At 66.6% G+C, this 25,272-nt stretch carries 20 protein-coding genes; 10 read left to right on the plus strand and 10 right to left on the minus strand.

What is annotated here, in order from left to right; all coding sequences use genetic code 11:
- Positions 1-64: 64 nt before the first annotated feature.
- The gene (locus ACFVWG_RS20180; RefSeq protein WP_391544854.1) at positions 65-2,359 is read left to right on the plus strand and encodes a carbohydrate-binding protein; all 2,295 of its coding nucleotides are present in this window, start codon (positions 65-67) and stop codon (positions 2,357-2,359) included.
- 21 nt (positions 2,360-2,380) lie between these two features.
- On the opposite strand, the gene ACFVWG_RS20185 is transcribed toward ACFVWG_RS20180, so the two are convergent.
- Positions 2,381-3,247 carry a helix-turn-helix domain-containing protein gene (locus ACFVWG_RS20185; protein ID WP_391544855.1) on the minus strand — a complete coding sequence of 289 codons (867 nt, stop codon included), beginning with the start codon at positions 3,245-3,247 and terminating at the stop codon, positions 2,381-2,383.
- A 151-nt stretch (positions 3,248-3,398) separates the two neighbouring features.
- On the opposite strand from ACFVWG_RS20185, the gene ACFVWG_RS20190 reads away from it, so the two are divergent.
- Complete coding sequence (locus ACFVWG_RS20190) at positions 3,399-4,196, plus strand: NPP1 family protein (protein WP_391544856.1); 798 nt, start codon at positions 3,399-3,401, stop codon at positions 4,194-4,196.
- Between the two features lie 21 nt (positions 4,197-4,217).
- On the opposite strand, the gene ACFVWG_RS20195 is transcribed toward ACFVWG_RS20190, so the two are convergent.
- On the minus strand, positions 4,218-6,470 hold the full coding sequence (locus tag ACFVWG_RS20195; RefSeq protein WP_391544857.1) for an LLM class flavin-dependent oxidoreductase: 2,253 nt from the start codon (positions 6,468-6,470) through the stop codon (positions 4,218-4,220).
- Positions 6,471-6,604: 134 nt separating this feature from the next.
- The gene (locus tag ACFVWG_RS20200; RefSeq protein ID WP_391544858.1) at positions 6,605-7,567 is read right to left on the minus strand and encodes an alpha/beta fold hydrolase; all 963 of its coding nucleotides are present in this window, start codon (positions 7,565-7,567) and stop codon (positions 6,605-6,607) included.
- 228 nt (positions 7,568-7,795) lie between these two features.
- Between ACFVWG_RS20200 and ACFVWG_RS20205 the strand changes: the two genes are divergently transcribed.
- Positions 7,796-8,143: a hypothetical protein gene (locus ACFVWG_RS20205; protein ID WP_391544859.1), complete on the plus strand. Its 348-nt coding sequence runs from the start codon at positions 7,796-7,798 to the stop codon at positions 8,141-8,143.
- Positions 8,140-9,150, plus strand: coding sequence for a DNA topoisomerase IB (locus ACFVWG_RS20210; RefSeq protein WP_391544860.1), 1,011 nt, complete (start codon positions 8,140-8,142; stop codon positions 9,148-9,150). Before ACFVWG_RS20205 ends, ACFVWG_RS20210 begins: the two co-directional genes overlap by 4 nt.
- 16 nt (positions 9,151-9,166) lie before the next feature.
- Here the strand turns inward: ACFVWG_RS20210 and ACFVWG_RS20215 are convergent, their stop codons facing one another.
- Positions 9,167-9,292 (minus strand): hypothetical protein, encoded by a 126-nt coding sequence (locus ACFVWG_RS20215; protein ID WP_391544861.1) that lies wholly within the window; start codon positions 9,290-9,292, stop codon positions 9,167-9,169.
- Positions 9,293-9,320: 28 nt separating this feature from the next.
- Positions 9,321-10,055, minus strand: coding sequence for an SDR family NAD(P)-dependent oxidoreductase (locus tag ACFVWG_RS20220; RefSeq protein WP_391544862.1), 735 nt, complete (start codon positions 10,053-10,055; stop codon positions 9,321-9,323).
- A 149-nt stretch (positions 10,056-10,204) separates the two neighbouring features.
- Here ACFVWG_RS20220 and ACFVWG_RS20225 point away from each other — a divergent pair, with 149 nt between their 5' ends.
- Positions 10,205-11,098 carry a LysR family transcriptional regulator gene (locus ACFVWG_RS20225; RefSeq protein ID WP_391544863.1) on the plus strand — a complete coding sequence of 298 codons (894 nt, stop codon included), beginning with the start codon at positions 10,205-10,207 and terminating at the stop codon, positions 11,096-11,098.
- A gap of 27 nt (positions 11,099-11,125) precedes the next feature.
- Here ACFVWG_RS20225 and ACFVWG_RS20230 read toward each other — a convergent pair whose 3' ends face one another.
- From ACFVWG_RS20230 to ACFVWG_RS20240, 3 genes are all read right to left on the minus strand, one after another.
- On the minus strand, positions 11,126-11,527 hold the full coding sequence (locus ACFVWG_RS20230) for a hypothetical protein (RefSeq protein ID WP_391544864.1): 402 nt from the start codon (positions 11,525-11,527) through the stop codon (positions 11,126-11,128).
- Between the two features lie 23 nt (positions 11,528-11,550).
- Entirely contained in the window at positions 11,551-12,906 is a 1,356-nt protein-coding gene (locus tag ACFVWG_RS20235; protein ID WP_391544865.1) for an APC family permease, read from the minus strand.
- A 78-nt stretch (positions 12,907-12,984) separates the two neighbouring features.
- On the minus strand, positions 12,985-15,768 hold the full coding sequence (locus ACFVWG_RS20240; protein ID WP_391544866.1) for a X2-like carbohydrate binding domain-containing protein: 2,784 nt from the start codon (positions 15,766-15,768) through the stop codon (positions 12,985-12,987).
- A 1,200-nt stretch (positions 15,769-16,968) separates the two neighbouring features.
- Here ACFVWG_RS20240 and ACFVWG_RS20245 point away from each other — a divergent pair.
- The 3 genes from ACFVWG_RS20245 (at position 16,969) to ACFVWG_RS20255 (ending at position 21,092) form a co-directional block, all read left to right on the plus strand.
- A complete protein-coding gene (locus tag ACFVWG_RS20245; RefSeq protein ID WP_391544867.1) occupies positions 16,969-19,626 on the plus strand; it encodes an ATP-binding protein in 2,658 nt (885 codons plus the stop codon).
- 177 nt (positions 19,627-19,803) lie between these two features.
- A complete protein-coding gene (locus ACFVWG_RS20250; RefSeq protein ID WP_391544868.1) occupies positions 19,804-20,787 on the plus strand; it encodes a hypothetical protein in 984 nt (327 codons plus the stop codon).
- A gap of 8 nt (positions 20,788-20,795) precedes the next feature.
- Positions 20,796-21,092 (plus strand): hypothetical protein, encoded by a 297-nt coding sequence (locus ACFVWG_RS20255; protein WP_391544869.1) that lies wholly within the window; start codon positions 20,796-20,798, stop codon positions 21,090-21,092.
- A 310-nt stretch (positions 21,093-21,402) separates the two neighbouring features.
- On the opposite strand, the gene ACFVWG_RS20260 is transcribed toward ACFVWG_RS20255, so the two are convergent.
- The gene (locus tag ACFVWG_RS20260) at positions 21,403-21,591 is read right to left on the minus strand and encodes a hypothetical protein (RefSeq protein ID WP_391544870.1); all 189 of its coding nucleotides are present in this window, start codon (positions 21,589-21,591) and stop codon (positions 21,403-21,405) included.
- Positions 21,592-21,659: 68 nt separating this feature from the next.
- Between ACFVWG_RS20260 and ACFVWG_RS20265 the strand changes: the two genes are divergently transcribed.
- Positions 21,660-23,741, plus strand: a complete 2,082-nt coding sequence (locus tag ACFVWG_RS20265; protein ID WP_391544871.1) for a M14 family zinc carboxypeptidase — start codon at positions 21,660-21,662, stop codon at positions 23,739-23,741.
- Between the two features lie 48 nt (positions 23,742-23,789).
- On the opposite strand, the gene ACFVWG_RS20270 is transcribed toward ACFVWG_RS20265, so the two are convergent.
- Positions 23,790-24,668, minus strand: coding sequence for an alpha/beta fold hydrolase (locus tag ACFVWG_RS20270; protein WP_391544872.1), 879 nt, complete (start codon positions 24,666-24,668; stop codon positions 23,790-23,792).
- 87 nt (positions 24,669-24,755) lie between these two features.
- Between ACFVWG_RS20270 and ACFVWG_RS20275 the strand changes: the two genes are divergently transcribed.
- The gene (locus ACFVWG_RS20275; RefSeq protein WP_391544873.1) at positions 24,756-25,229 is read left to right on the plus strand and encodes a MarR family winged helix-turn-helix transcriptional regulator; all 474 of its coding nucleotides are present in this window, start codon (positions 24,756-24,758) and stop codon (positions 25,227-25,229) included.
- Positions 25,230-25,272: the final 43 nt, after the last annotated feature.

Below are 25,272 nucleotides of genomic sequence, written 5' to 3' on the forward strand. Positions count from 1 at the left end.
CCATTGACGGCGTACCTGGAGCAGATTACCTTCCCATCAATAATCGATTAGCGATTGGATTGAGATGATCCTGACCCTGTTCCGCGTGGGGATCGCCGCGACCGCCGCCTTCGCGCTCAGCGTCGCCGGCACGGCCGGAGTCCAGGCAGCGGGCACCGCGAGTCACCGGACCTACTACGTCAGCCCTGCCGGATCCGACACCGCCTCCGGATCCGCGGGTTCGCCGTACCAGCACATCCAGCGGTGCGCCGAGATGATGCAGGCGGGGGACACCTGCCTGATCGCCTCCGGCATCTACCGCGAGGTCGTCGTACCGGCCCGCAGTGGTACGGCGTCCGCTCCGATCACGTACGCCGCAGCGCCGGGAGCGGATGTCGTTGTCGAGGGCACCGACCCGGTGGCCGGCTGGACACAGACCTCGCCGGCCGACCTTGCCGACCTCGCGACCTCGGACCAGTTCCTGTCGGCGTCGCCGTTCGGGGACGCGGTCCGCGGTGGCCACATCTACCAGGCGAGCGCGACGCTGGACCCGGCACTGCCGGGGAACCAGGTCTTCATCGACCGAGGGCTCAGCGTCGAGGCGCAGTGGCCGCATCCAGGCACCAACCCGCTGAACCCGAAGATGGCCAAGGCCCAGACAGGAACCGTCACCAGCATCACCTCCAACGAGCTGACCCAGCCGGCCGGCTACTGGCTCGGTGCCCGCTTCACCGTGCGGAACTGGTTTGTGACCGAGACCGGAGCTGTCACGAGCTATTCGCCGGGCTCGCTCGAGGCCGCCGCGCTGCCCAACTGCATCAGCCTGAACTCCGGTGAGGGAACGCCGTTCTCGCTCAGCGGGAAGCTGACGGAGCTGGGGAGCCCGAACAGCTGGTTCTACGCCAAGGACGCGCACAAGCTGTATGTCTGGACGCCCGACGGCGCTCCGGCCGGGCAGCACACGATCGAGGCGAAGCAGCGCAACTGGGGCATCGACCTGTCCGGTCGCTCGTACGTGACGCTGCGCGGGATCGGTGTGCACGCGACCTCGATCCGGACGTCAGCAACGTCGACTCACAACACGATCGACGGCACGGTCGGCTCGTACCTGTCGGCGTACCTGGATGTGACGAAGGACCCCAACATGGTCGAGGACTACGACAACTGTGGCTTCCTCACTGCGGGCGAGACGACCTCCGGCATCGTTCTCGACGGGCAGTACAACACCGTCAAGAACAGCTATCTGAACTGGAGTTCCGGCAACGGCATCGCTCTCCTCGGCGCGCACAACTCGGCCGTGAACAACACGATCGCGAACGCCGACTATCTCGGTACGTACGCCGCGGGGATCAACCTGGTGGGCTCCGACGCCGTCGTCCGGCACAACACGGTGCACGCCACCGGCCGCAGCAGCGTGAACATCGACAACAAGGTCGCCGGCCGACGCGTGTCCGGGTCCGACATCAGCTACAACGACCTGTCCGACTACAGCTATCTCGTCAACGACAACGGCGCCATCTACATCTGCTGCTTCGTCGACATGGCCGGTACGGACATGCACCACAATCTGCTGCACGACCCGAGCCCGTTCGGTGCTTCGTTCGCCCCGGGTATCTATGCGGACAACAGCACCTTCAATGTGACGCTGCACCACAACGTCGCGTACGGCAGCACCACGCACGGCGTCGCCTTGTTCAACGGGGACGGGTCGAAGGGCAACCGGGCCTACAACAACACGTCCGGTACCGATCCGAACGCGGTGACGATGTTCTCGTCGACGTACTCGGACATGGAGGTGCGCGACAACATCGGTGACGTGGCGCCGAAGACCGGAGTAGTTGAGTCGGGCAACGTTCCGTATGCGACCGACCCGTTGTTCACTGACCCGCTGCACAACGACTACAGCCTGAAGCCCGGCTCACCGGCGCGGAACGCGGGTGCCTACCCGTACGGCGTCAAGCCGTGGACCGGTGGTTCGACCCTGACCCAGACGCTGGTCCAGGCCGAGCGATACACGACGGGCACCGGTGTCGCCCGCCACTACGCCGGGACCGGCACTGTCCTGGGCAACTTCGACGGCGGCGACTCGGCCGGCTATCGCTCGATCGACTTCGGTGCCGGACGCAACCTCTTCGTGGCGAGTATCGGCTCGGATCCGGCGTACGCGGGGAAGAGCTTCCAGATCCGGGTGGACGCCATCGACGGACCCGTGATCGGCACGATGACGATGCTGTCCACCGGTGGGTTCGACACCTACCGCACGCACTCGATCCCGATCACGACCACCAAGGGTGTGCACGACGTCTACCTGGTCGCGGCTTCCGAAGGCCCCGGCATCGGCAACCTCGACTGGTTCTCGTTCGCCACACCGAGCCGCTGAGAGGGGGTCGTCGGGCGGCGGTCAGGCGCCGTCCGGCGACGACATCGCGGGCGACCTTTGTCCAGCCCGCGAGGAAGGCACGCGCCGCGCGAGCTCACGAAGCGCCTTCTCTGCGGCGCTTCCGGGGGCGGCCTGGTAGACGTGGAGCAGCTGCCAAGGTGCGGCGTTCACGGTCAGCGTTTGGTAGGTGAGATCGAGCCGGCCCACGTCAGGGTGCCGAAGCCGCACCACGTCGTACCTGGGCAGCCGCACTTCGTGCTTGGCCCACATTCGCGCGAAGTCGGCGCTCTCCTCGCAGAGCCTGGTCACGAGCGCACGCCGTCGCGCTGACGCGTCGCAAGGAGTGGAGGAGACCGCATGTAGTCCGGCGACGGCTTTGGTGGCGACGATTTCCCAGTCGACGAAGAACTCCCGAGCTCTGGGGTTCAGAAAGGTGAACACCAGCAGGTTCGGTCGAGGTCCGGCCGGCGAGTAGAGAGCGGCTGCCAGCGGGTTGGCGGTCAGCACTTCCAACCGGGAACCAACGACCATGGCCGGGGTGTCCGGCCAGGCTGCCAGCATCCGGCTGAGGTCCGGATTGACTTCCTCGGACACGGATCCGTCGACGGCCAGTAGTGGGTGCGCGAGTCGGTGCAGGTGTTCGGTCGCCTCCGCGTCGAGGTGCAGAACTTCGGCCAGGGCTTTGATGACCTTGTGCGAGGGGTTGCGCTCGCGGCCTTGCTCGAGTCGCGACAGGTAGTCGGCGCTGATGCCAGTGAGCGTCGCCAGGTCCTCGCGGCGAAGGCCGGTGGTGCGCAGGCTCGGTGGTCCGGCGAGTCCGACATCGGCCGGCCGTAGCAGACCGCGCCGGGCCTTGATGAACTCCCCGAGGCGGTTGTGTTCTCTCATGTGGTCACCGTCATACCCGCTAAGACAAGACGTCATCATGAGCTGTGACGCCGTCATCTCAGGAGAGATGTCAGGGAGTTTCCCTCTCTGGATGACTCGGGTTCCGGCTGCAACGCTTCGGCACGTCACCTCCCTGCCGAAGGAGCAAACTATGGCGACCGAATCTCCGCACTCCCGCAGATCTCGACGACTGGCCGGCACCGTCATCGCAGCGGTGATCCTGATGGTGAGCACGGCCGTGACGGCGTACGCGACGCCACCGCCGCATCTGCCGCAGAACGCCAACGGGTACGAGCAGTCGTTCTCGCCGGCGTACGACTACGACTACGACGGGTGTTACGCCGTACCGGCCATCGGTGCGGACGGGACGCTCAACCCTGGTCTCGATCTCACCGGGGCCGTGAACGGTAATTGCCACGACAAGTCCGACCTCGACAACGCCCAGACCTACTCACGCTCGAAATGCAACAACGGCTGGTGCGCGGTCGTCTACGCCAGCTACTTCGAGAAGGATCAAGCCGTCACCGGTAGCGGTCTGGGTGGACACCGGCACGACTGGGAACACGTCATTTTGTGGATCAAGCAGTCGACCAACCGGGTCGAGTACGTGACCACGACGCAGCACTCGGGCCAGGTGACCTACCCGCGGTCCCAGGTTCGTTTCGAGAACACGCATCCGAAGGTCGTCTATCACAAGGACGGCGGCTCCACCCACTACTTCCGGCTCGCCGACAACGACGACGAGCCGCCGGAGAACCACTACCACGACTGGCGCTACCCGCCGCTGGTCGGCTGGGACGGCTGGCCGAGCCAGAGCCTGCGCTACGCACTCATGTACCCGGCCTACTTCGGTGAGGCCACCATCAAGATCACCGACAAGGAAGACCGCTTCCGCAACCTCCTCAACGCCGCCAAGCCCAGCGGTATCCCGTTCAACCCCTGGGCCTGATCGCAGCGACACGTGGTGACCTCACCGGGGCAGCAGGTCGGCCTTGGTGAGGTCGAAGTTCTTGTCGAAGATGCCGTCCGGGTCGTACTTGGTCTTGAGCGCGCGCAGGCGGCACAGCGTCGGGCCGGGGAAGGCGTCGAGCAGTCGCTCCGGGTCCGTGGTGGTCTCGAAGCTCAGGTACATCCCGTCCAGGTGCGGGTAGAGCTCGCTCCACAGCTCATCCTGGTACGACGTCCAGTCCGGGAAGGTGACGCTGACGACGGAGAAGTTCTGGCTGCGGTGCGCGTACGCCGTGGCCTCCGCCGATACGTCGTTGACCGCGCCACCCGCTGAGCGGAACTGCATCATCAGGATCTTGCCGGACTTGATCATCTTCTCGACCACGGCGGTGCTTTCCGCTGTCAGGTGGTCCAGCAGTCCACTGCGGTTGTGCGCAGGCCCGTTCCCGTCGTGCCGGTAGTCGGGCAGCTGGATCACCGACGCGTACGGCGTCAACTCGGCTTCCTGCTCGAGGACGGGGCCTACCGTGAGGAACGGCGCCAGCGCTTCCTCCGCCGCAGGCACGTCGTCACCGGCGTACACCAGAATGATCTGCGCTATCGGCGGTTGTCCGCGGCGTGCTGGGTAGAGCGCCATGAAGCTGGTCAGCTCGCGTGGTGCGTCCTCGACGAGCCGGCCCCATCGCTCCATGACCGCGGCGGTCTCCGAGGCATCGACGTACAGGGTGGCGTGAACGACGTCGTGCAACTCGGTCGCCTCGATCTCGAAGGCGGTGACGATGCCGAAGTTCCCGCCGGCGCCGCGGACCGCCCAGAAGAGGTCGGGCTCGTGGTCGGCGTCGATGCGGTGAAAGGTCCCGTCGGCCAGGACGATCTCGACCGCGCGGATGTGGTCGATCGTGAGGCCGTAGCTGCGAGCGAGGTAGCCGAGGCCGGCCGTCGTCGCCAACCCGCCGACACCCACCCCGCCGAAGTCGCCGGAGCTGATCGCGAGTCCGTGTGGCTCGAGTGCTGCGGCGACCTGGCCCCACCGCGCGCCGGGTTCGACGCGGACGAGGCGGCGGGCCCGGTCGAGGACCTCGACGGCGTTCATTCGGCCGAGGTCGACGACGATCCCGCCGTCGTTGGTCGAGCGTCCGCTGAAGCCGTGGCCTCCGCTGCGTACCGAGATCGAGACGTCCTGGCTGCGCGCGTACGTGAGTGCGGAGCGAACCTCGTCGACGGTTCCGGCCTGGATGACGAGTGCCGGCGAACCCTTGCGGGCGAACGTGTGCCGCACCCGGTCGTACGACGGATCACCCGGCTCGACCGCCTTCGTGCGCAACTCCACGGGCAGCGCGTCGTAGTCGATCCCAGGCACTCGTGCGGCCAGCGCGGCCGGAGTTCGTTCGATCTTCCGCTCTCTCGTGACGAGCTCCCGCAGTTGCGGGGCAACCTCCTGGCCGAGGACCTGGAGTGAGCGCGGGTCGTCGCCGACCAGGAAGAACGCGCTGAAGCCGTGATCCAGCACCAGCGGCAGCAACTGCTCCGCCCAGCTGTCCGGGCTGTCCTTCAGGAACGAGTCCGGACCCGGAGGCATCAGGTTGAGCATCCGCCGTACGGCGCTCGGATCGCGACCGGCCGCCAGTGCGGCCTCGTCGATCATGGTGTTGCCGGTGATGTGAGCGCCCGGCTCGAGGTACTCCAGTGTCGGCAACCAGCCGTCGGCCTTGCGTCCCGTCAGCTCGAGGATCCGTGGCTTGTAGGCACCGAGCCAAACCGAGATGTCATGCGCTGGCCGCGGCCCGCGCTTCGTTCCCGGGACTTGGTAGTGCTTTCCGTCGAAGCGGAACGCGCCGCGGGTGTCGGTGTCCCACACTCCGCGCACGATGTCGATCGCCTCGGACAAGGCCTCAAGCCGCTGGCCTGGGCTCTTCATCCCGCCGCCGCCCATTCCGTGGACGGCATCCGGGAATCCGCCGGCCCCGATGCCCAGCTCGAATCGGCCGTGGGACAGCAGGTCCAGGCTGGCTGATGCCCGCGCCAGTACGGCGGGCGGTCGCAACGGCAGGTTGAGCACGTTCCCGGCCACGGTGATCCGCTGCGTTCGGGCGGCGACCCAGCTCAGCAGGGTCCAGGTGTCCAGCAGCCCGGCGTTGTACGGGTGGTCCTGGAACGTCACCACGTCCAGCCCGGCCGAGTCTGCGGTCTCCGCCAGGCTCACCACTCGATCCGGGTCGCCTGCCGAAGGCGTCAGAAACGCCCCGACCAGCAGCTCATGCCCGTAGTCGCCCACTTCAATCCCCTCCGATAGTAGATAATCTGTCCACCAGATTATATGTAGCACAACGCATCATGATGATGGCGCATTCCTGGCGAGCTGCCCAACGCCGGTACGGCGCACGCCGTACCGGCATCGGGCTATGCGATCTAGGTCCCGAGGAAGGCGAGGAGTCTGGCGGTGAGTTCTCCGGGCTTCTCTTCCCAGAGCCAGTGGCCGGAGTCCGCGACGACGCCGCCGGTGACGTTGGTGGCGTATTCGCGGACCTGGTTGAGGACGAAGGGGCCCCAGCTGTACTGGGCGCCGAGGGCGAGGACGGGCATGGTCAGTTTGGTGCGGCCGTTCACCTTGTTGTCGGCGACGTCCTGGTTGAAGGCGCGGAACCACTCGAAGCTGGCCTCCAGATGGCCAGGGCGCCGGAAGAAGCGGCCATAGATGGCGGCGTCGGCCCTGGTCACGCCGTCCTTGTTGTACTCGACCATGTCGGCGAAGCCGTCGATCCACTCGGTCTCGCGACCTCTGATCATCTGTTCCGGAAGGCCGTTGCGGACGTTGAAGAAGCCGAGGTTCCACGAGCCCGGGCCGGCCGGAGTCAGTGAGGGCGACTCGTAGAGCTTCTGATCGGGGATCGGTGCTTCGGTGAGCACCAGCTTGGTGACGTCCTTCGGGTACCGGGAGGCGTAGGCATAGGACACCATCGTGCCGATGTCGTGACCGACCAGCCGGACGTCATGGTCGCGGCCGAGCTTCACCAGCAGGCCGTGGATATCGCCCGCCATCGTCATCTTGTCGTAGCCGCCGGCCGGAGCATCGCTACCACCGGCGCCGCGGAGATCCGGCGCGATCACGTGATAGTGCTTCGCCAGTTCCGGAAGGACCTTGTGCCATCCGTACCAGGTCTCCGGATACCCGTGCAGCAGCACGAGCGTCGGCCCGTGGCCACCCTCGACAAAGTTGATTCCGACCTCACCGACCCGGACCTTGTCCTCGCGAAAGCCTGCCGGTGGTCGCGGCGAACTCTGCGCGGCCGACGCCGCCGGCCCACTCACCAGTGCACCGGCAACCGACACCACCGCGATGGCGGCAGCCAAGAATCTCTTGTTCCAGTTCAACTTCGTCTCCTCCTGAAGAGCGATGACCGAAGACAGTCACGGCGGTGAGCGCCACACCGTGCAGTCATCGCTATAGACAGGACAGAGACCCGACCCGTGACAGTCGCTTCGCCAGCACTAGAAGGGGGCTGCAGGGTTCGAGTGGGTTGTTGGTGGGCACTGGGCGATCACTCGTCAGGCAGTGTGCGAGTCACTCCACTCCGTTCTGCGTGACGAAGGGTCCTGCTCATGACTGTCATCGATGGTGCTTCCGAGGTCTCTAGCGGGCATGAGGCGGTCAGCTGGGAAGTGGAGGCGGGGACGGCGCGCATCGTCGTCCGCGGCGCGTTCTGTGAAACGACCGCGGCCCTGGCGCGGGAGTTGCTGCTGGATGTCTGTACGCCGGACCTCGCGGGATTGGTGCTCGCGATCGAGGCGACCGTCGATCCGGCGGACCATGACGATCTCTGCCATCTGGTGGACGTGGCTCAGCGGCGGTGCTGGGCGGCCAGTTGCCGGCTGGAGGTGGAGGCGACGGATCCTGGCGCTTGCGACGCCTTGGCCGCGGCCGGGTGGGGTGCGGTGACGCGTCGATGAGGCTGAAGCGGAGTGACCCGGACGGGCCTGGCTTCGGCCGACGTGGGCGGGGGAAGGGGTTCAGCTATTTAGATGCTGACGGCAACGTGATCACCGATGCCGACGTACTGGACAGGATTCGGGCGCTGGTCATTCCGCCGGCCTGGAAGGACGTCTGGATCAGTCCGCACGCGAACGGTCACATCCAGGCGGTCGGGACCGATGAGGCCGGCCGTCGCCAGTACCTGTACCACGTGGAGTGGCGCAGTACGAAGGATGCCGACAAGCACGACCGGGTACGGCGTTTGGCCAACCGGCTGCCGGAGTTCCGCGAGGCCGTGGAGCGCGATCTGCGTGCCAAGGGCCTGACTCGGGAGCGTGTCTTGGCGGCTGCGCTGAGGATGCTCGACCATGGTGTCTTCCGGACCGGTAACGACCGGTACGCCGCTGAGTCGGGCAGCCGCGGAGCCGCGACGCTGCTGCGCAAGGATGTGCGCGTTCGCAAGGGCTTGCTGGTGTTCGACTACGTGGCCAAAGGCGGTATCCAGCGAAGCTTCGAGCTGGAGGACGACAAGCTCGTGCGGGCGGTCGCCGCGCTGAAGCGTGGCCGGCATGACAATCCGCGGTTGCTGGTCTATCGCGACAAGGACGGCTGGCACGAGATCAACGCGGGGCTGATCAACGAACGCTTCCAGGAGATCGTCGGCGACCAGTACACCGTGAAGGACCTGCGCACCTGGACCGCGACCGTGCACGCCGCGGCCGACCTCGCCGAGGCCGACCCACCGGAGACCAAGAAGGCCGCGAAGAAAGCCGTGAAGGAGATGCTGACCGAGGTCTCCGGCCATCTGGGTAATACGCCGGCGGTCGCGCGCAGCTCGTACGTCGACCCGCGGGTGATCTCGCAGTACGAGGAAGGCCGGACGATCGCCCGCGCGATCAACCAGACCGGTTCCGACGACCTCGACAGCCAGAAGGTCCGCGAGAAGCTCGAGCCCTCAGTGGCCCGCCTCCTCAAGGACGGCTGAGTCCGCCGGATCACGCTCAGCTGGTGAATTCGTCGACGCCGAGGGCGAAGTCCCAGTGACCGACGCTGTTGCCGCCCGCCACCGCGAGCGTTCCGATGGCGCGGGCCATATTTCCCGTGCCGATGATGGTGACGCTACTCATAAGGTGCACTCGCTTTCTTGTGTGTGGTTCAGATGGCCGTGGTGCCGCCGTCGGCGACCAGTTCCAGTCCGTTGACGTAGCTGGAGTCGTCGGAGGCGAGGAACAAGGCGACGGTGGCGATTTCTTCCGGGCGACCCATCTGCCCGCGGGGGATGAGGGACTCGAACGCGGCCCTGGTCGCCTCGTCGAACAGTTCTTCCTGTTTGGCGGTGGCGACCTGGCCGGGGGTCAGAACGTTGACCCGGATCTTGCGGTCGCGCAGTTCGTTGAGCCAGACGCGGGCCCAGGCCTGCTGGACGGCTTTGCTTCCTGCGTAGAGGCTCCAGCCGGGGAAGGCGCCGAGGGAGGCGTTGGATCCGGTCATGATGATCGAGCCGTTGTCGTTGATCAGCGGTAGTGCTTTCTGCACCGTGAACAAGGTGCCGCGCGCGTTGAGCGAGAAGGCGCGCTGGAACTGTTCCTCGGTGATCTCGCCGAGTACGGCGGGCTCGCCCATCCCGGCGCTGGCCCACAGCACGTCGATCGAGCCCTGCTCCCGCTTCACGGCGTCGTACAAGCGGTCCAGGTCGTCCAGGTCGGCCGCGTCCCCCTGGACGGCGGTGACGTTGCGGCCGATCCGCTTGACGGCCTCATCCAGTGCGTCCTGCCGTCGGGCCTGGATGAAGACGTGAGCTCCTTGTTCGACGAACAGTTCGGCGCCGGCCAATGCCATTCCGGTTGATCCGCCGGTAATCACCGCGACCTTCCCATCGAGCTTTCCCACGATTGCTCTGCCTGCTTTCTGAATCTCTTGATCGAATTCATTTCCGCTGCGTTGGTTACCTCTTCAGGCTGTCACCGGCCCGAATGGCTGTCCAAGACCGCTTTCGGTCGCGGTGATACCTTGGAGGCATCACCAACCCGGGAGGGCCCGTGGATCTGGACCTGCGCAAACTCCGCTACTTCCGCGCTGTCGCCGACGAGCTGCACTTCGGCCGCGCCGCCGAGGAGCTGCACATCGCGCAGCCGGCGCTCAGCCGCCAGATCCGAGCGCTGGAACACGATCTCGGCGCCGCGCTGTTCACCAGGAATCGCCACGGAGCGGCCCTCACCGACGCCGGCCGGCAACTCCTGACCGACGTCGGTCCGCTACTCGCCTCCGCGGACGCCGTACGCCGCCGGGTCGCCGTCGCCGCCCACGGCAGCCGCCGGCTGACCGTAGGCTTCCGGACCGGCATCCCGGTCATCCCGGCAGCGCAGGTGTTCGAGGCCCGACACCCGGACGTGGTCATAGACGTGCAGCGAATCGAATGGGACGACCAGGTCCCGATGCTGCTGGATGGCCGAATCGACGTCGCCTACATGCGGCTGCCCATCGACGAGACCGACCTGCGTGTGATCCCCCTGTACGTCGAGCCGCTGATGGTGGTCCTGCCCGCAGGCCACCGCCTGGCCGGCAAGGAAGAGCTCACCGAGGCCGACCTAGCCGGTGAACCGATGGTCTGGCACGCCGACCCGACCACGCACCCCACCAAGCGCCCCCACCCCGACTCCGGTCTCCGAGTACGCGGCGTCGAGGAGAAACTCGAACACGTCGCAGCCGGCCGAGGCATTTCCTTCGTGGCGCGTTCCGAGACCCTGTTCTACTCACGCCCCGACATCAGCTACGTCCCCGTCCCGGAACTAGCACCCGACCAGGTCTTCCTCGCGACGGCAGCGTCGCAAACCTCACCCCTGGCCGAGGACTTCGTCACCGCAGCCCAAGCCGCAGCCGACATCACCGCAGAATGCGGAAACTACGACGCCTATTCACCCGGCCAGCCCTGAATCGGGGCTTGATCGAGTGCCGCCACGTCAGCCGCCGGAACCCCCCTTGCCGGCTTTGCCGAAGCCGCCGCGCGCGATGGTGCCGATGTTGCCGCCCTTGGTAGACAGGCCGCCGCGCTGGATGGTCGCCGTACCGCCAGAGGTGTTGCGCAGGTTGGAGGTGGTGTAGCTGCCGTCGCCGGTGTTGTAGCGGCCACCGACCGGCGGCACCAGGAAACCGCCGCGGGTGGCCATGTAGAACCAGAAGAAGCCGGCCCCGGAGCCGTGGTACTCGCGCTCGTCCTTGCATTGGTCGTCGTCGGTCCGCTGCTGCGTCTGTGGGTCGACACAGATTGCTGCGTAGTCGGCCGTGTCGTTGTCGTTACTGCACCCGGTCAGCGATGCGGCGACCAGAGCGGTCAGTCCGAGCGTGATGCCTGCACTGCGCATCCGTCTGATTGGTCCAGATTGCGTCATGCCCTGCCTTCCCCGTCAGCAGGCGGCTTCATCGAGTACATGATCAGCGCGCCCACCACCATCGTCACACCCACCACAACCAGGGGACCGGTACCCACGTCGGAGACAGCCAGCACCAGTACGGCGACGAACGACGCCGCCGCCAGCAGCGGGACGACTACCCGTTGCAGCACCCGGCCCTTGAGCTGGCCGGTGAAATACACCGGTACGGCGATCGCGGTGGCGAGGTAGTAGAGCGACACCAGCACCGAGACGGCCCCGACGGCGTCGGCCAGTACTGCGTCCGAGGTAAGGACCAGGGTGACGTAGATGACCACGCTGGCCACTGCGAAGACCAGGGTGGAGACGCTGGGAGTGTGGAAGCGAGTGGAGATCCGCGCGAACTGCCCCGGGAACGCGTCGCGCCGGGCCATCGACAGCATCGTCCGGGCGGTCGGCAGGATGGTTGTCTGCGTCGAGGCGAGCGCGGAGACGAGTACTGCGCCGATCAGGAGCTTGCCGCCCGCAGTACCGAGCAGGTCGTTGCTCAGGACCGAGAAGAAGTCGTCGTCCGCGATCTCGCTCAGCGGGCCGACCCCCGCGTACACAAGCGCGGACCAGACGACTACGGCGTACAGGACGATCAGGAAACCGTTGGCGAGGAGTGCCGCGATGGCCGGAGTACGGCGCGGCTCGCGAGTCTCCTCATTGACGCTGAAGGACGAGTCCCAGCCCCAGTAGAGGAACACTGCGACCAGTACGCCGGTGGCCCACTTGCCCTCGCCGGTGTTCGTCGCGAGGCTCATGGTGCCGGCCTCTCGGAAGGCGTTGACGGCGAACCAGAGCAGTGCGACGACCTCCACCGTCAGCAGGATCGCCTGCGTCCAGGCGGCGATCCGGATCCCGCGGTAGGCGAGCACTGCCATCACGGCGATGAACACGGTCCCCAGAGCAGCTTGTGCTGGGCGGGAGTCGGCAGCGCCGTCCAGGCCGAGCAGCACATAGGTGTAGACCGAGGCGACCTGGGCCAGGTTGCTCATGACGAGCACGCAGGCCATCACGGTGGTCCAGCCGACCATGCGGCCGACACCTATGCCGAACGCCTTCTCGGTCCAGGGGAACGTCGTACCGCAGTCTGGCTCGGTCCTGTTCAGCTCCCGGAAGCAGAGCGCCACCAGGACGACCGGTATGGCCGACAGCGCCAGGACCAGGGGAGCGGCGGTACCGACGGACGCGGCGAGGAGCCCGACCGCGACCGCCACCGAGTACGCCGGCGCGGAGGAGGAGATCCCGATCGCGGTGGACGGTCCCAACCCAAGCGCGTCCCGCCGCAGACTGCGCCCGCGGGACCGTGAATCAGCTGTTGTCGTCATCGTGCCCCCAGCGTGCCATCCCAGGCCATGAAGGTGCCGACCAGGGCGGTAAGCACCTGCATGGCCACCCGTATGCCGCTACGCGATCGTGTACCGGATCATGTCGTTGCGGAGAACGGTTCCGGAGACTTTCACGATGCGCAGTGTGTGGTCACTGTTGCTGAGGCCGGATCGGGTGAACACGCTTTGCAGAGTGCCGCGGGAGGCGCTTTGCAGGTTCACCCGCTGAATGAGGACGTTGTCGACGTACACGTCAGCCTCGCCTTGGTCGGGGGCTACGGCCGTGAGCCAGGTGACGCTCGTGCCCTTGAAGGTGAATTCGAGGGATGCACCGTTCGCTGTCGCTGCGTGGATGTCGTCGCGGTAGTCGCTCCTGAAGGTGAAGGCCAGGCTGCTGTAGCCGATGGGTTGGGCCGCGAGATAGCTCTTCTTGATCGTGACCACCTGACCGGATGCGGTGTAGTCGGTGCCATTGACCAGTGTGGTGCCGCCTCGCTGGACGGAGGTCAGGTCGCTCACTGGTCGGCCGAGCTGAAGCACAACGTCCGCCTGAGCAGATGTCTTCTTGTCGAAGACCGCGGTGTCCGGTGTGAGAAGGCTCGGCTGTCGTACGTCGAGTCGGTCGACCAGTATGAACTGGCCGGACTTTTTCACCCCGCGGATTGTGTGCGTGCCGTTCGCCAGCCCGGAGACGCTGTAGACGACCTGCTGGGCACCACGGCCGCTGGCCAGGCTGGCGTTGACGGTCTGCTTGAAGGCGCCGTCGATGTAGATGTCGACCTCGCCCTGTGACGCATGCGTCTCGGTCACGTAGTCGACGCCCGTTCCGACAAAGGTCGAGCTGAAGGCGTCGCCGTTGGCTTCGGCGTACTGGACGTCGTCGCGGTAGTCGCCGAAGCCGCGGCCGGTGCTGGCGCCCCACGATCCGGTGTAGGTGATCTGTGCGTCGTTGTTGTTGAGCGAGACGGTGCGGACACCGCCCGGCGTGCGGACGTTGAATTTGTCGAGCAGCATGAACTGGCCAGTCTTCTTCACGCCCCGGATCGTGTGGATCCCGTTGGTGAGGCCGGAGGTGCCGTAGACGACCTGCTGTGCGCCACGACCGCTGGCTTGGTATGCGCTGACGGTCTGCTTGAAAACGCCGTCGACGTAGATGTCCACATCACCTTGTGAGGCGTGCTTCTCGGTCACGTAGTCGACACCGGTCCCGGTGAACGTGTAGGAGAACGCGTCGCCGTTCGCTTCGGCGTACTGGACGTCGTCCTGGTAGTCGCCGAGTCCGCGGCTCCAACTACGATTCCACGTGCCCGTGTAGTTGATCGCCGGGTTGTCATTGTTCACCTCGGTGGTACGGACACCGGCCGCAGGCGCCGTACCGCCTGCTGTGGTGTCCACGGTCGTGACGGCCAGCGAGTCCGTGATCGTCTTGACCTCCCGACCACCGTTGCGCTGCCAGGTTCCGGCGTACCCGACCCGCAGGTCGTCGTCGTTCACGCTGATCGTCGAGCCGGGCTGCGGCGTCACCTTCAGCAGCCGTACGCCGTGCGCAGGCACCGCGGTCGCCGTGAACCCTGACGCGAAGCTGCCGAGATCCTGCTTGGCCCACAGATCACGCACCTGCGCTCCACCGGCCAGACCGAGGTCGGACCAGTTCGCGGTCACCGTCGACTGTGAACCGCCGAGGTTGAACAGGGCAACGGTGTAGCTGCTGTCTGCGTTCAGCGAGTACCAGACCTGCTGGTCGGTCGCGGTCGACACCGGCTGCGCGGGGCGGCCGGCTTGGTTGACCGCGAGCACTTCGGTGTTCGTCAGCAGGCTCAGGCCGAACTGGTCGAGTTGCGTGAGGTCGTTGCCGACGTAGAACGGCGCGGCCGACACAGCCCACAGCGTCGCCGCCGTCCGCCGTTCGTCCTGGGTCAGGCCATCCATCGCGCCATTGCCGACGTCCAGTGAGTCGAGGTCGTTCCAGCCGCCGGGGCCGCCATGCCGCCACCACTCGGCGAGCTTGGGGAACAACCTGCTGATGTTCGGCCACGCGGTCAGGGCCTGCCCGGGGCAGTAGCACTCGACATCCCAGTCGATCCGCCAGCCGTTCGCGTACTGCTTCCAGTAGTCGGCGTAGTTGATGTCGAGCGCCCAGGACAGTTCGAACCAGATCCCGTGCGGGGTCAGCGCCTGCGACCAGCCGGCCACCTCGGCGCGCGCGTCGAGCGAGAGGTCGTTGTGCCCCGACCCCGGGGTGACACTGTCGAACTTGAGGAAGTCGATACCCCACTCGGCGTACAGATCGGCGATCGAGTTGAGGTAGAACTGCGAGCAGGGTTTGGCCATGTCGATGCGGTTTCCGAAGCCCCAGTAGTCAGCCTGCTGCAGCGGTTGGAGTGCGAGGTCACCAGTCCGGCACTCGGGGTGTCCGAAGACCGGGAGGTTGGCCTGTTGGAGGGCGGGAGAGATGCCGGGGATGCTGTAGATCCCGACCTTCTGGCCGTTGGCGTGGATGTAGTCGATGACATCGGAGAACCCGTTCGGGAACAGCGTCGTACTGGGCTTCGGGCGGCCGTAGGCGTCGATACCGTCGTTCCAGCCGGCGTCGATGTTGATCCGGTTGTACCCGTACGGCTGCAGCTTCTGGTGCATCGCATCGGACTGCGCCTTGAGCTGTGCGGCGTTGATCCAGGTCCCGCCGTTGTTGGAGTAGACCTGCATGCTGTAACTGCTCCAACCCATGTACGGCGTTCGCGCGCCCTCGCCGGCGGGTCCCGTCAGGGGCTGCACCTCCGCTGCCGCCGTACCGGTCGGGGCAGCGACCGAGGTCGACGACAGGCCTAGGGGGATGAGCGTGGCAACCACCAGCGTCGCCACAGACGCACGTAAGCGTCTGCGGTGGAGGGAAATGGCCATGGCAGGGTGACCTTTCTGTTGCTCCGGAGCGGGCCGGACCTCGCCGTCAGTTAATTCACGGCGTTCAGAAAGTCTGCACTGCGCCGAGCTGCGTGGCTATGGCTCACTGGCAAGTCGCTCGGGTAGGAGGGTATGGCCTTCACTGGGCGGACGGCGCGGGGTTCTGGTCGCGGTCGCGCCGGTCCTGCTCGCGTTTGGAGTAGGCGGCGGCGCGGATCGCCTCGTCTTCCAGACCGTGGAGTTGACCGTTGCCACGGCTCCAGTTGCCAACGCAGCCACAAGCGCAGACTCCAAACCCGGCACCAACAGCCACGGACGGTTGGCGAGCACCATGCCCAGCAACAGGCGCCAGCGGCGCTCAAGTCCGGGAGGGCGCCGCGGCGCTCATCCATCGGGTGGGGATCTAACATGCGGCTGACCAGCGAGCGCACCGCCCGGCGAGTGCGCCCATGCATCCGAGGCCCGCCCAGCGCAGGCCATGACAGCGCCGCAGCGCGTTGCTCCGTGTCGGTCTCGACCAGCAGATGCCGGCCCTCGTGATCGTGGAGTGGAAGTTCGGTCAGCCCAACGACGAGATCCCAGCCACGTTCGCGAGCCCGCTCCCGCAGCCGCCCCACCGTGGCCCCGATATCCTCAGACCCGGTCGTAAACGGCTCACTCACGACCGTGATTTCCCAGTGGCCGCTGCCATCAGGCGGCCTCAGGTCCGTCAGACGCCGCGCGATCTGAGTCGGTGCAGCCGGATCGGCCACGAGCCCAACGCGGATGGCTTCCATTCGGCCCCGGTATTCCTCTAACCGCCAGCACACGCACAACCGAAGGCCGCAAGCCGGGCCTCAGCAGGGGAGCGAGTCGCTGGCGGCGCTCTCCGCCATGGCTGGCGACCGAGGTGGCGGGATCCGGAGCGATACGTGGGCGGTCACAGGGAACGCGCTAGAGCGCCAATGCGAAAGGGCTCCGCAAGGCCGGCCTGTTGCCGCTTCTGGCAACGGAAAGTCAGCGACGCGTGAGGCGTATCCGCCGTAACATGGTTTCGGAACTAGGGGAACGGGTGCGCAGTGCGCGCCTCATCGGGTCAACGGGGGTTGGATGCTCGAGGTTCGTGTGCTTGGGGCGGTGGTGGTAGAAGCGGATGGGAAGCTGGTGCGGCTTGACCGGCCAATGGAACGCGCGTTGGCGGTGCGGCTGACTCTTGCCGGTGGCGAAGGAGTGTCCGATCAGCGGCTCAGCCGGGATCTGTGGGATGACATCGATGACGAGCGCATCGCGCAACGCTTGCGGGTGTTGACGCATCGACTACGTGGACGCCTTGGACCACACCGAGATCTGTTGCGTCGCACGGCGGTCGGTTATCGGCTGGATGCGTGTGCCATCGACCTCGTCGCCCTCGAACGAGCACAGGCCCGACTCGCGGGTGCGGGGGAGGGTGTTGGCCGGGAGGCGCTGCTACGGGATGCCGTCGGCCTTTGGCGGGACGATTCGTTGGTGGACGTCCGATCGTTTCCGTTCGCCCGTGGTGAGGCGGAGCGGTTGGACGCAGTCCGTCTCGACCTGCAGGTCGACCTGTACACAACGGAACTTGAGCTCGGGAATCCGGTCATGGCCGAAATCGAGCGCCTGGCCGCGACACATCCGCTCCACGAACCGATCGTCGCCCTCTCGGTACTCGCGCTGTATCGAGCGGGCCGACAAGCTGACGCGCTCAACCGGCTGACTGCCCTCCGGAACGCGCTGGCTGCCGAGTACGGCGTATCGTTGTCGCCCGAGAGTGCAGACCTCGAACTGAAGCTCCTCCGCCAGGACCCACATCTCGCCGCAGGTGACCCCGTCGTGGCGGTTGCTCGCCGAGTGCCGGAGCCTGCCCCGGTGGGGTCGGTGTCGGCAACGCCGTTCGTGGGGCGGGACGCCGATCGGACCTGGCTGTTGCAGCGCCTGCGCCGGCCGGTGTTGGTGACGCTCACGGGCGGCCCAGGAGTTGGCAAGACCCGCCTCGCGCGCGAGGTGGTGGCGTGCCTGGGTGGTCGTCGTACCGCCTGGTTGGACTTGGCCTCGGTCAGTACGCGGGGCGCGATGGTTGCCGGTCTGGCGGCGGCCGCCGGTGTGACCGAGGGGTCAGGCGATGTTCTGGCCCGGAGCGCTGATGCGTTGGCCGGCGCGGTGCTCGTCGTGGACAACGCCGAGCATCTGGTCGACCCAGTGGCGGATCTGCTCAGCGTGGTCCGGCGCACCAGCGACGGTTTGTCCGTCCTGGTCACGTCGCAGCGCGCGATCCGCATGGAAGGCGAGGAGGTCCGTCAAGTCGGGCCACTGGCGATCGAGGCCGCGACAGAGCTGTTCTGCGCACGCAGCGGCGCCGCAGCAGATGCGGATGTGACAGCGGTCTGTACGGCGGTCGAGTGCTGGCCGCTCGCGGTCGAGTTGGCGGCCGGACTCACCCGCACGCTGTCGGTGCGGCAGCTCGCAGAGCGCATCGAGTATCAGGTCCGGCTACTGGTTGGTGGTCTGCGCGACTCGACCGGCAGGCATTCCAGCTTGCGTGCGGCGATCGATTGGAGTCATTCGCTGCTTGATGAGCCGAGCCGCGTCGTACTGCGTCGCATGGCCGTGTTCGACGGCGGGTGCACGCTCGATGCGGTCGAGCAGGTCGTCGCGATGGATCCGATCACCGTGACGCTGGCGCTCGCGGACCTGCAGGATCGCTGCCTGCTTGCCGTCGACAACGCCACCGGTGGGTCGCCGCGATTCCGCTTGTTGCTCAGTATCCGCGATCACGGGCTCGAGCAGCTTGGTGCGTCCGGCGAGGAGTCCGACGTACGACGACGGCACGCGAACTGGTGTGCGGAGCTGGCGGCGGGGAGCGAGCGGTACGGCGGCCAGAACCATGGCGAACTGCTAGGCGAGCTGATGGTCGAGGAAGCCAACCTCCGGGCGGCGATCGAGTGGTCACTCGATCACGAGGCGACCTGGGTGACGCGGATCATCGCGCCGTCGTGGTGGTACTGGTGGGTGCGCGGGTTGCTGGCCGACGCGCTCGACTGGCTCGGCCGCTGCTTGGCGGCGCTCGACCCCGAGCCGACCACCGAACGCGCCTACACACTCCGTGCGATCGCTTCACTGACCAGGAACGGCGGCGACCTGACGAAGGCCCGGGCGATCGGTGATCAGGCCTTGGCGATCTTCCGGGAACTCGGCCACCAGTTGGGTTGTGCGACGACGCTGCTCGGGCTGTCGATCACCAATATCTGCCTGCGGGACTATGAGACGGCGTTGACGCAGAGCCGCGAGGCGAGCGCCGTCGCGCTCGCCCTCGGCAACGATCGGATTCGTGGTGCGGCGATCGACGCGACCGGTGGGGCGTTGCGCTGTCTCGGGCGGCTGGACGCGGCCGAAGACGTGTTCCTGGAGGTCGAGCAGTTGTGGATCACGATGGCCGATTCACGCGGTCTCGCCTCCACTCGCGCTGGTCTGGCGATGATCGCCAGGCAACGTGGTGAGCTGCCAAAGGCGAGGGCCTACTGCCTGGATGCGTTGCGCACCTATCAGGAACTGGATCTCACCGAGGGCCAACTCGAAGTACTCGAGTTGATCGCCTGCCTCGAAGTTGACGAGGGCCGGCCGACTGACGCCCTCCGGCTGCTGACCGTTGCGAGTCGCGACCGCCGCCGACTCGGCGTACCGTCCAAAGTCCCCGACGAGTTGGTCGCGCGCGACAACGCGGAGGCCTCGGCGCTGCAAGCCCTCGGCCCCGCCGCCGGACAGATCGTCGACGCCGCGACCGAAGCAGAACTCGCCTCGGTGGTCGGCGCGCTACTCCGCTGAATGCCCGAACAGGCAGCTGAAACGTCCGGGTAACCGACAGGAGATTGCCGCGCCACAGGCTCGAATCCTCAACAGGAGGAGACCGCCCGAGCCGGCAACCGTGCCGCGTTCGGGCACCTCGAAAGGGGAATCATGCCCAGACTCCGATGGCAATCAACAACCAAGACACTCATCGGCTTGGCGACCGCCTTGATCGCACTCGCCGTACCGACCGTGGTCGTTGCCGGCCCGCTCTACTGGACATCACAACAGCAGATCGGCGGCGCCACCGGACCAGGCCCGGCCGCCGGTGGTCACGGCTGTACATCAGCCCTGGCTTGGAAGGGGCCGACTGATCAGAACATCTATTATTCCGGGTACGACGAACCGGGTCAGCACGTCGTGCCGGGAGCTGTCACAAACGATGCGCCGGACATCGATTGTGCCGTAACGGACCGGGCCATCGTGATCGGCTGGCGAAGCGCTGCCGATGGTGCGATCTACGTCATGGAACGCCGTTACGGACAACCGAACAGTTGGACCGTCCCCGTCCGGGTGAGTGGACCAGCTGGCAGCAAGCCGTCGATCGCCGTGGATGAACCCTGCATGAATTGCCCCAGTTTCCGAAGGATGGTTGTGGCGTGGCGTGGACCAGGCAGCGACGGCACGATCTACCTCAACTCCTCCGAAGGCGGTCTCTGGAGAACACCCAGGTCGCTGGGTCCGTGGGCCTCTACCAATGAGGCTCCGCGGATCACCTTCGGAGGAAGCAGGGGACTGGCCGGGGTTTGGAAGGGGGCGACGAACAACCAGATCTACTACAGCACCGGTTCGGTCGACCAGCCGTGGGACGAACCGCGACCGATCGGTGGTGGCGGCGGCACGAGTGCGGCACCTTCCATCGACAACAACTTCGTGGTGTGGCGGGGGATCAGCCCTGATCAGGGCCTGTACTACACACAGCTGAACGATGCGCCTACTTGGAATTGGGACCCGCAGAAGCGGCTCTGCGGCGCCGGTGGCAGCAGTAGCGCACCCGACGTCAACCATGTCGACCGTCTGGAGTTCCCCACGGGCGGTTGGACCGGCCATCGGGTTGTCTGGAAGGGCGTCAACGACGACCCACGAATGTGGGAGTCAATCGGCCGAAGCCCCAAACAGGCCGGCGACTGCACCCCGTGATCCCACGCATGAGGTCCTTCATGGGCGCTCACTTCCAGCGCCACGGTCGCAGCGTCCAGAGCGGAGGTAGCAGCTCCCAGTACGGCGATGTTCTGGCCTTTGAACTGGGTGAGGTCGATCCGATCGCCTGTGTGGGCGGCCAGGTGCGCGGGAAGCGCGCGGAAGTACGGCGGCAGAGCGCCTCCGTTGCCCTCGACGCCCGTGGCCAGTACCAGTTTTCGAGTCGTCTCGACCCGTTCGTCCACGTGGCCGCCGGTACCGGTCACCGCAAGCCGGAGGGCAAGGTGGTCGGAGGGCTGGGATGACGCCGACCAACCGGGTGTGGTGGCGCACCGGAAGGGCGACGGTGGATCCGAACCAGGCGACGTACTGCGCCCAGTCGGTCCGAGGAATGTTCTCGACGATGTCGTAGGCGGCCTGGCCGTGGAGGCGTTCGTACCAGGCCCGGAAGCTCAGTTCCGGGTGGCCGAACTCCGGCCAGGTTTTCGGAGTGCGCAGTGCGCGTTGGTGGGATTGGGTCAGCCTCGACGCTGTTGGTTGAACGCCGAGACCTGGGGCGGCGGCGTCTCGAGACACTGTCGCCCTTAATCCGGTCTGTGCCCAGTTCGGTCGTTTCTATGTGTCGTGACCGGCGCGAGCTTGATCGGCAGGTATCGGGTGGTCCGAGAGTTTGCGGGTGTCGATCAGCTCCTGGGCGACGTCGCGGAGCTTCAGCAAGGCCCGGGCAACCGTCAGCTGACCAGCGACGGAGATCTGGCGAATCAGCTCGACTTCGGCCCCCGTCCCGGGTGAGCATGTGCGCACGAGTCGCACCGCGCCGCCCGCCAGGCAGCCCGCCGCCCGCGGTGCGACAGAGTGGGGGTACGCCCGAAATGAACTGGACCATGCGCCGCGGCACTGCCGTGGTGGGTTGCGCGGTCGCCGTCGCAGCGGTCGTCGCTGGGTTACAGGGGCTGCCCGCCCCGGCCCAGGCTGATCCGCCGCCGGACAACAGGTCACAGCTGCTCGACGTGAGCACGCCGACCCGCGCCGATAAGGAGAAGCTGCTCAAGCTCGGTTTCGACGTCACCGAGCAGGCCGACGCCGATTCCGTCACGGTGTTCGCCGGGGACGCCCGCGAGCGGAACCTGCTGAAGTCCGCCGGCTACCAATGGACAGTCAAGGTCGCTGATGTCGAGGAGCAGAACCGTCTCGACCGCGCCAAGGACGCCGCGTATGCGGCCAAGACCGCTGTCTCGCCGCTGCCCAGCGGGCGAGACACGTACCGTCGGCTGGCCGACTACGAGGCGGATCTGACGCTACTGGCGAAGAAGTACCCGAAGCTGGTCAAGCCGATCACGCTGCCCTACAAGACCAGCGAGGGCCGCACGGTCCGGGGTATCGAGATCACCACCAACCCGCAGAACGTCACCGACGGCAAGCCCGTCTTCTTCCTGATGGGCGCGCACCACGCGCGCGAGTGGCCGTCGGCGGAGACCGCGATCGAGTACGCCTTCGATCTCACCAAGAACTACGGCAAGAACAAGCGGATCACGTCGATCGTGCAGACGACGCGCACCATCGTCGTACCGATCGTCAACGTCGACGGCTACAACACCTCACGCGAGGCCGCGCCCAAGGGTGACTTCAGCAAGTTCGATTACGAGATGAAGCGTAAGTCGTGTGAGGTGACGGCCAAGACGCTGCCCGAGGAGCTCGGCGGCGACTGTGGCAACAACCCGCAGGGCGTGCAGCGTGGTACCGACCCCAACCGGAACTATCCGGGCTTCTGGGGTGGACCGGGCGCCAGCACCAACTACCGCAGTGAGACCTACCGCGGTGACGAGCCGTCCATCCTGCCCGAGGTGCAGAACGTCCGCTGGGTCGTCTCCCATCGTCAGGTGACCGGACTGATCACTCTGCACACCTTCGGGAACCTGGTCCTGCGTCCGCCGGGCGTCATGGCCGTGGGTGCACCCCCGGACGAGCCGGCGTACAAGGCTCTAGGAGCATCGCTGGCGGTCGACAACGGCTACACCAACCAGCCGAGCTTCCAGCTGTACGACACCACCGGTTCGACCGAGGACTGGAGCTACTGGGCAACCGGCGGATTCGGGTTCACCTTCGAGATCGGCTCGTCCTTCCATCCGCCGTACGCCGAAGGGGTCATCGCGCACTACCTCGGCCAGGCTCCGGCGCCGGCACCTGGCGCGGGCGGTAACCGCGAGGCCCTGCTGACGATGAGCGAGGCCACCGGCAACGCCAAGCTGCACTCGACCCTCCTCGGCGCGACCGCACCCGGCCGCACGCTGAAGATCGCGAAGACCTTCCAGACCCCGACCTCGCCGGTCATCCAGCCGGACGGTACGGCGAAGGATCCGATCATCTACGCCGACAAGCTCGAGTCGACGCTGACCACCGGCCGCGGCCCGTTCAAGTGGTCGGTCAACCCGTCCACCCGCCCGTACGTCGCCGGCCGTTGGGGCCGCGACCCGGTCGCACCGACCCAGCCGTCGGTCACGTTGACCAACCCGGACGGGATTCCGGTCAAGGGCCAGGCCGAGACTGCGACGTTCACGATCAAGGCGCCGCCGGAGGCCGACAACGGCAAGGCCTCGATCAAGATCGGCTGGAACAAGCCGGACGTCGACTGGGACGTCTACGTCTACGGGCCGGACGGCAAGCAGATCGCGCAGGCGGCGTCGCTGGCCGACCCGGAGGTCGCTGTCCTGCTCGACCCGGTACCCGGCCAGTACACGGTCCGGGTGGAGAACTTCGACGGCGGCGAGACGGCCGACTGGACCGGCTCGGTCGAGTTCGCGCCGCCGACGCCCGCGTCGTACACCGGTGTCAAGGAGAGCTGGAAGCTGAGCTGCTACACCAAGGCCGGTAAGGTCCTCGGCACTCGCGAGGTCACCGTCGACCGCGGTAAGACGGTCTGGGTCGGCGACCCCTGCCGCCGCTTCAAGGGCTGAGCCACCCAGAGGACCCCTCGGCGATCGAGCAGTACGCCGAGGGGTCCGCTAGTTCTTGTCGACGTCGCGGAGGAAGTCGAGGACGGCGGTGGCCAGTTCGCGCGGGGCTTCTTGGGCTGCGTAGTGGCCGACGCCCTTGAGGGAGACGGAGCGAATCGCGCCGGCCGTGACCTGGGTGAAGGTGCTCCTGGTGAAGTCGCCGCCTCCGGCGCCGATGGCGAGTACCGGCATCTTGAGCGGGTTCGCGGCGGCGATGGCGGTGATGTCGTCGCCGTCTTGCAGCATTGACCGGTAGAGGCCGGTGGCGCCACGGAATCCGCCGGGCCGGGAGTAGGTCCGGACGTACTCGGTGAGGTCTGATTCGATGATCGCTCCGGGGGTCACAGTCATGGGCGGGCCGCCGAACGGGGTCAGGAATTCGTGCTCGCGACCGGTCAGGAGCATCTCGGGGATGCCTGGGGTGGTGAGCATGCCGATGTACCAGGCGCCCCCGCGGGTGACGTCGGCCAGTCGTTCCATGCCGAATCCGGGCAGTCCCGTCTCGATCGGGATGAAGCTGCGGACGTCGTCCGGGTGGGTGGCGGCCAGCCGAAAGACGACCATCCCGCTGATGTCCTGGCCTGCGAGGTGCACCGGGCCGACGTCGAGGTGTTCGACGAGTTGATGCAGGTCCTCGGCGGAGGTCGCGCTGTCGTAGGGGCCGGTCTCGTTGCTCGAGTCGCCGAAGCCGCGCAGGTCCACCGCGTAGACGCGGTGGCTCGCCGCCAGCAGGGGGATGAGCTTGCGGAACGCCCACCAGGTCTCCGGGAAGCCGTGCACCAGCAGGATCGGCGACCCGGTACTTCCGGCCTCGACGTAGTGGAGCCGGGTTCCGTTGACATCGACGTACCGGTGGGTGATCTCAGGCGGTGCTGCGATCTCGGCCATGACTGCTCCTCATTAGACAATCTGGTTGTCCATTGACAGTAGACAACCAGGTTGTCGTTGTCTAGCTCGGCACCGTAGCCTGAGGTCATGTCTCGCTCCGGTGCCGATCTCGCACTTCTGTTGCTCGGAGGTTTTCGCTCGCTGGTGGATGCGGCACACGCTGAACTGGCTGCCCGGGGGCACGCGGATGTCCGCCCCGTTCATGATTTCGCCATCCGTGCGATTGCGGCTGGTGCCGACAACGCCTCCGAGCTCGGCCGTCGGATGGCCGTCTCGAAGCAGGCGGCGGCCAAGACTATCGCCGTACTGCAGGAGCGTGGCTACGTAGCCCGCGACGTGGATCCTTCGGATGCCCGCCGCAAACGGCTTCATGTGACGCCGGAGGGTTTCGGCCTTCTCGCTGAAGCCGAGGCGATCTTCGACGAGCTGCGCGACCGCTGGGGACGCCAGATCGGCGCGGACCGGCTCACCGAACTCGAGACGCACCTGTCGGCGCTGGTCGGCGCAGAGCCCCTGCGTCTGGATACGCCGGGATGGATTGCGCAAGACCTAGGGGAGTAGATCTAGGCAAGCTCAGCGCAGGCGTGTCGTTGGCTGCGCGCTC

This window comes from Kribbella sp. NPDC058245, assembly GCF_042882005.1.
In the GTDB taxonomy this organism is placed as follows: domain Bacteria; phylum Actinomycetota; class Actinomycetes; order Propionibacteriales; family Kribbellaceae; genus Kribbella.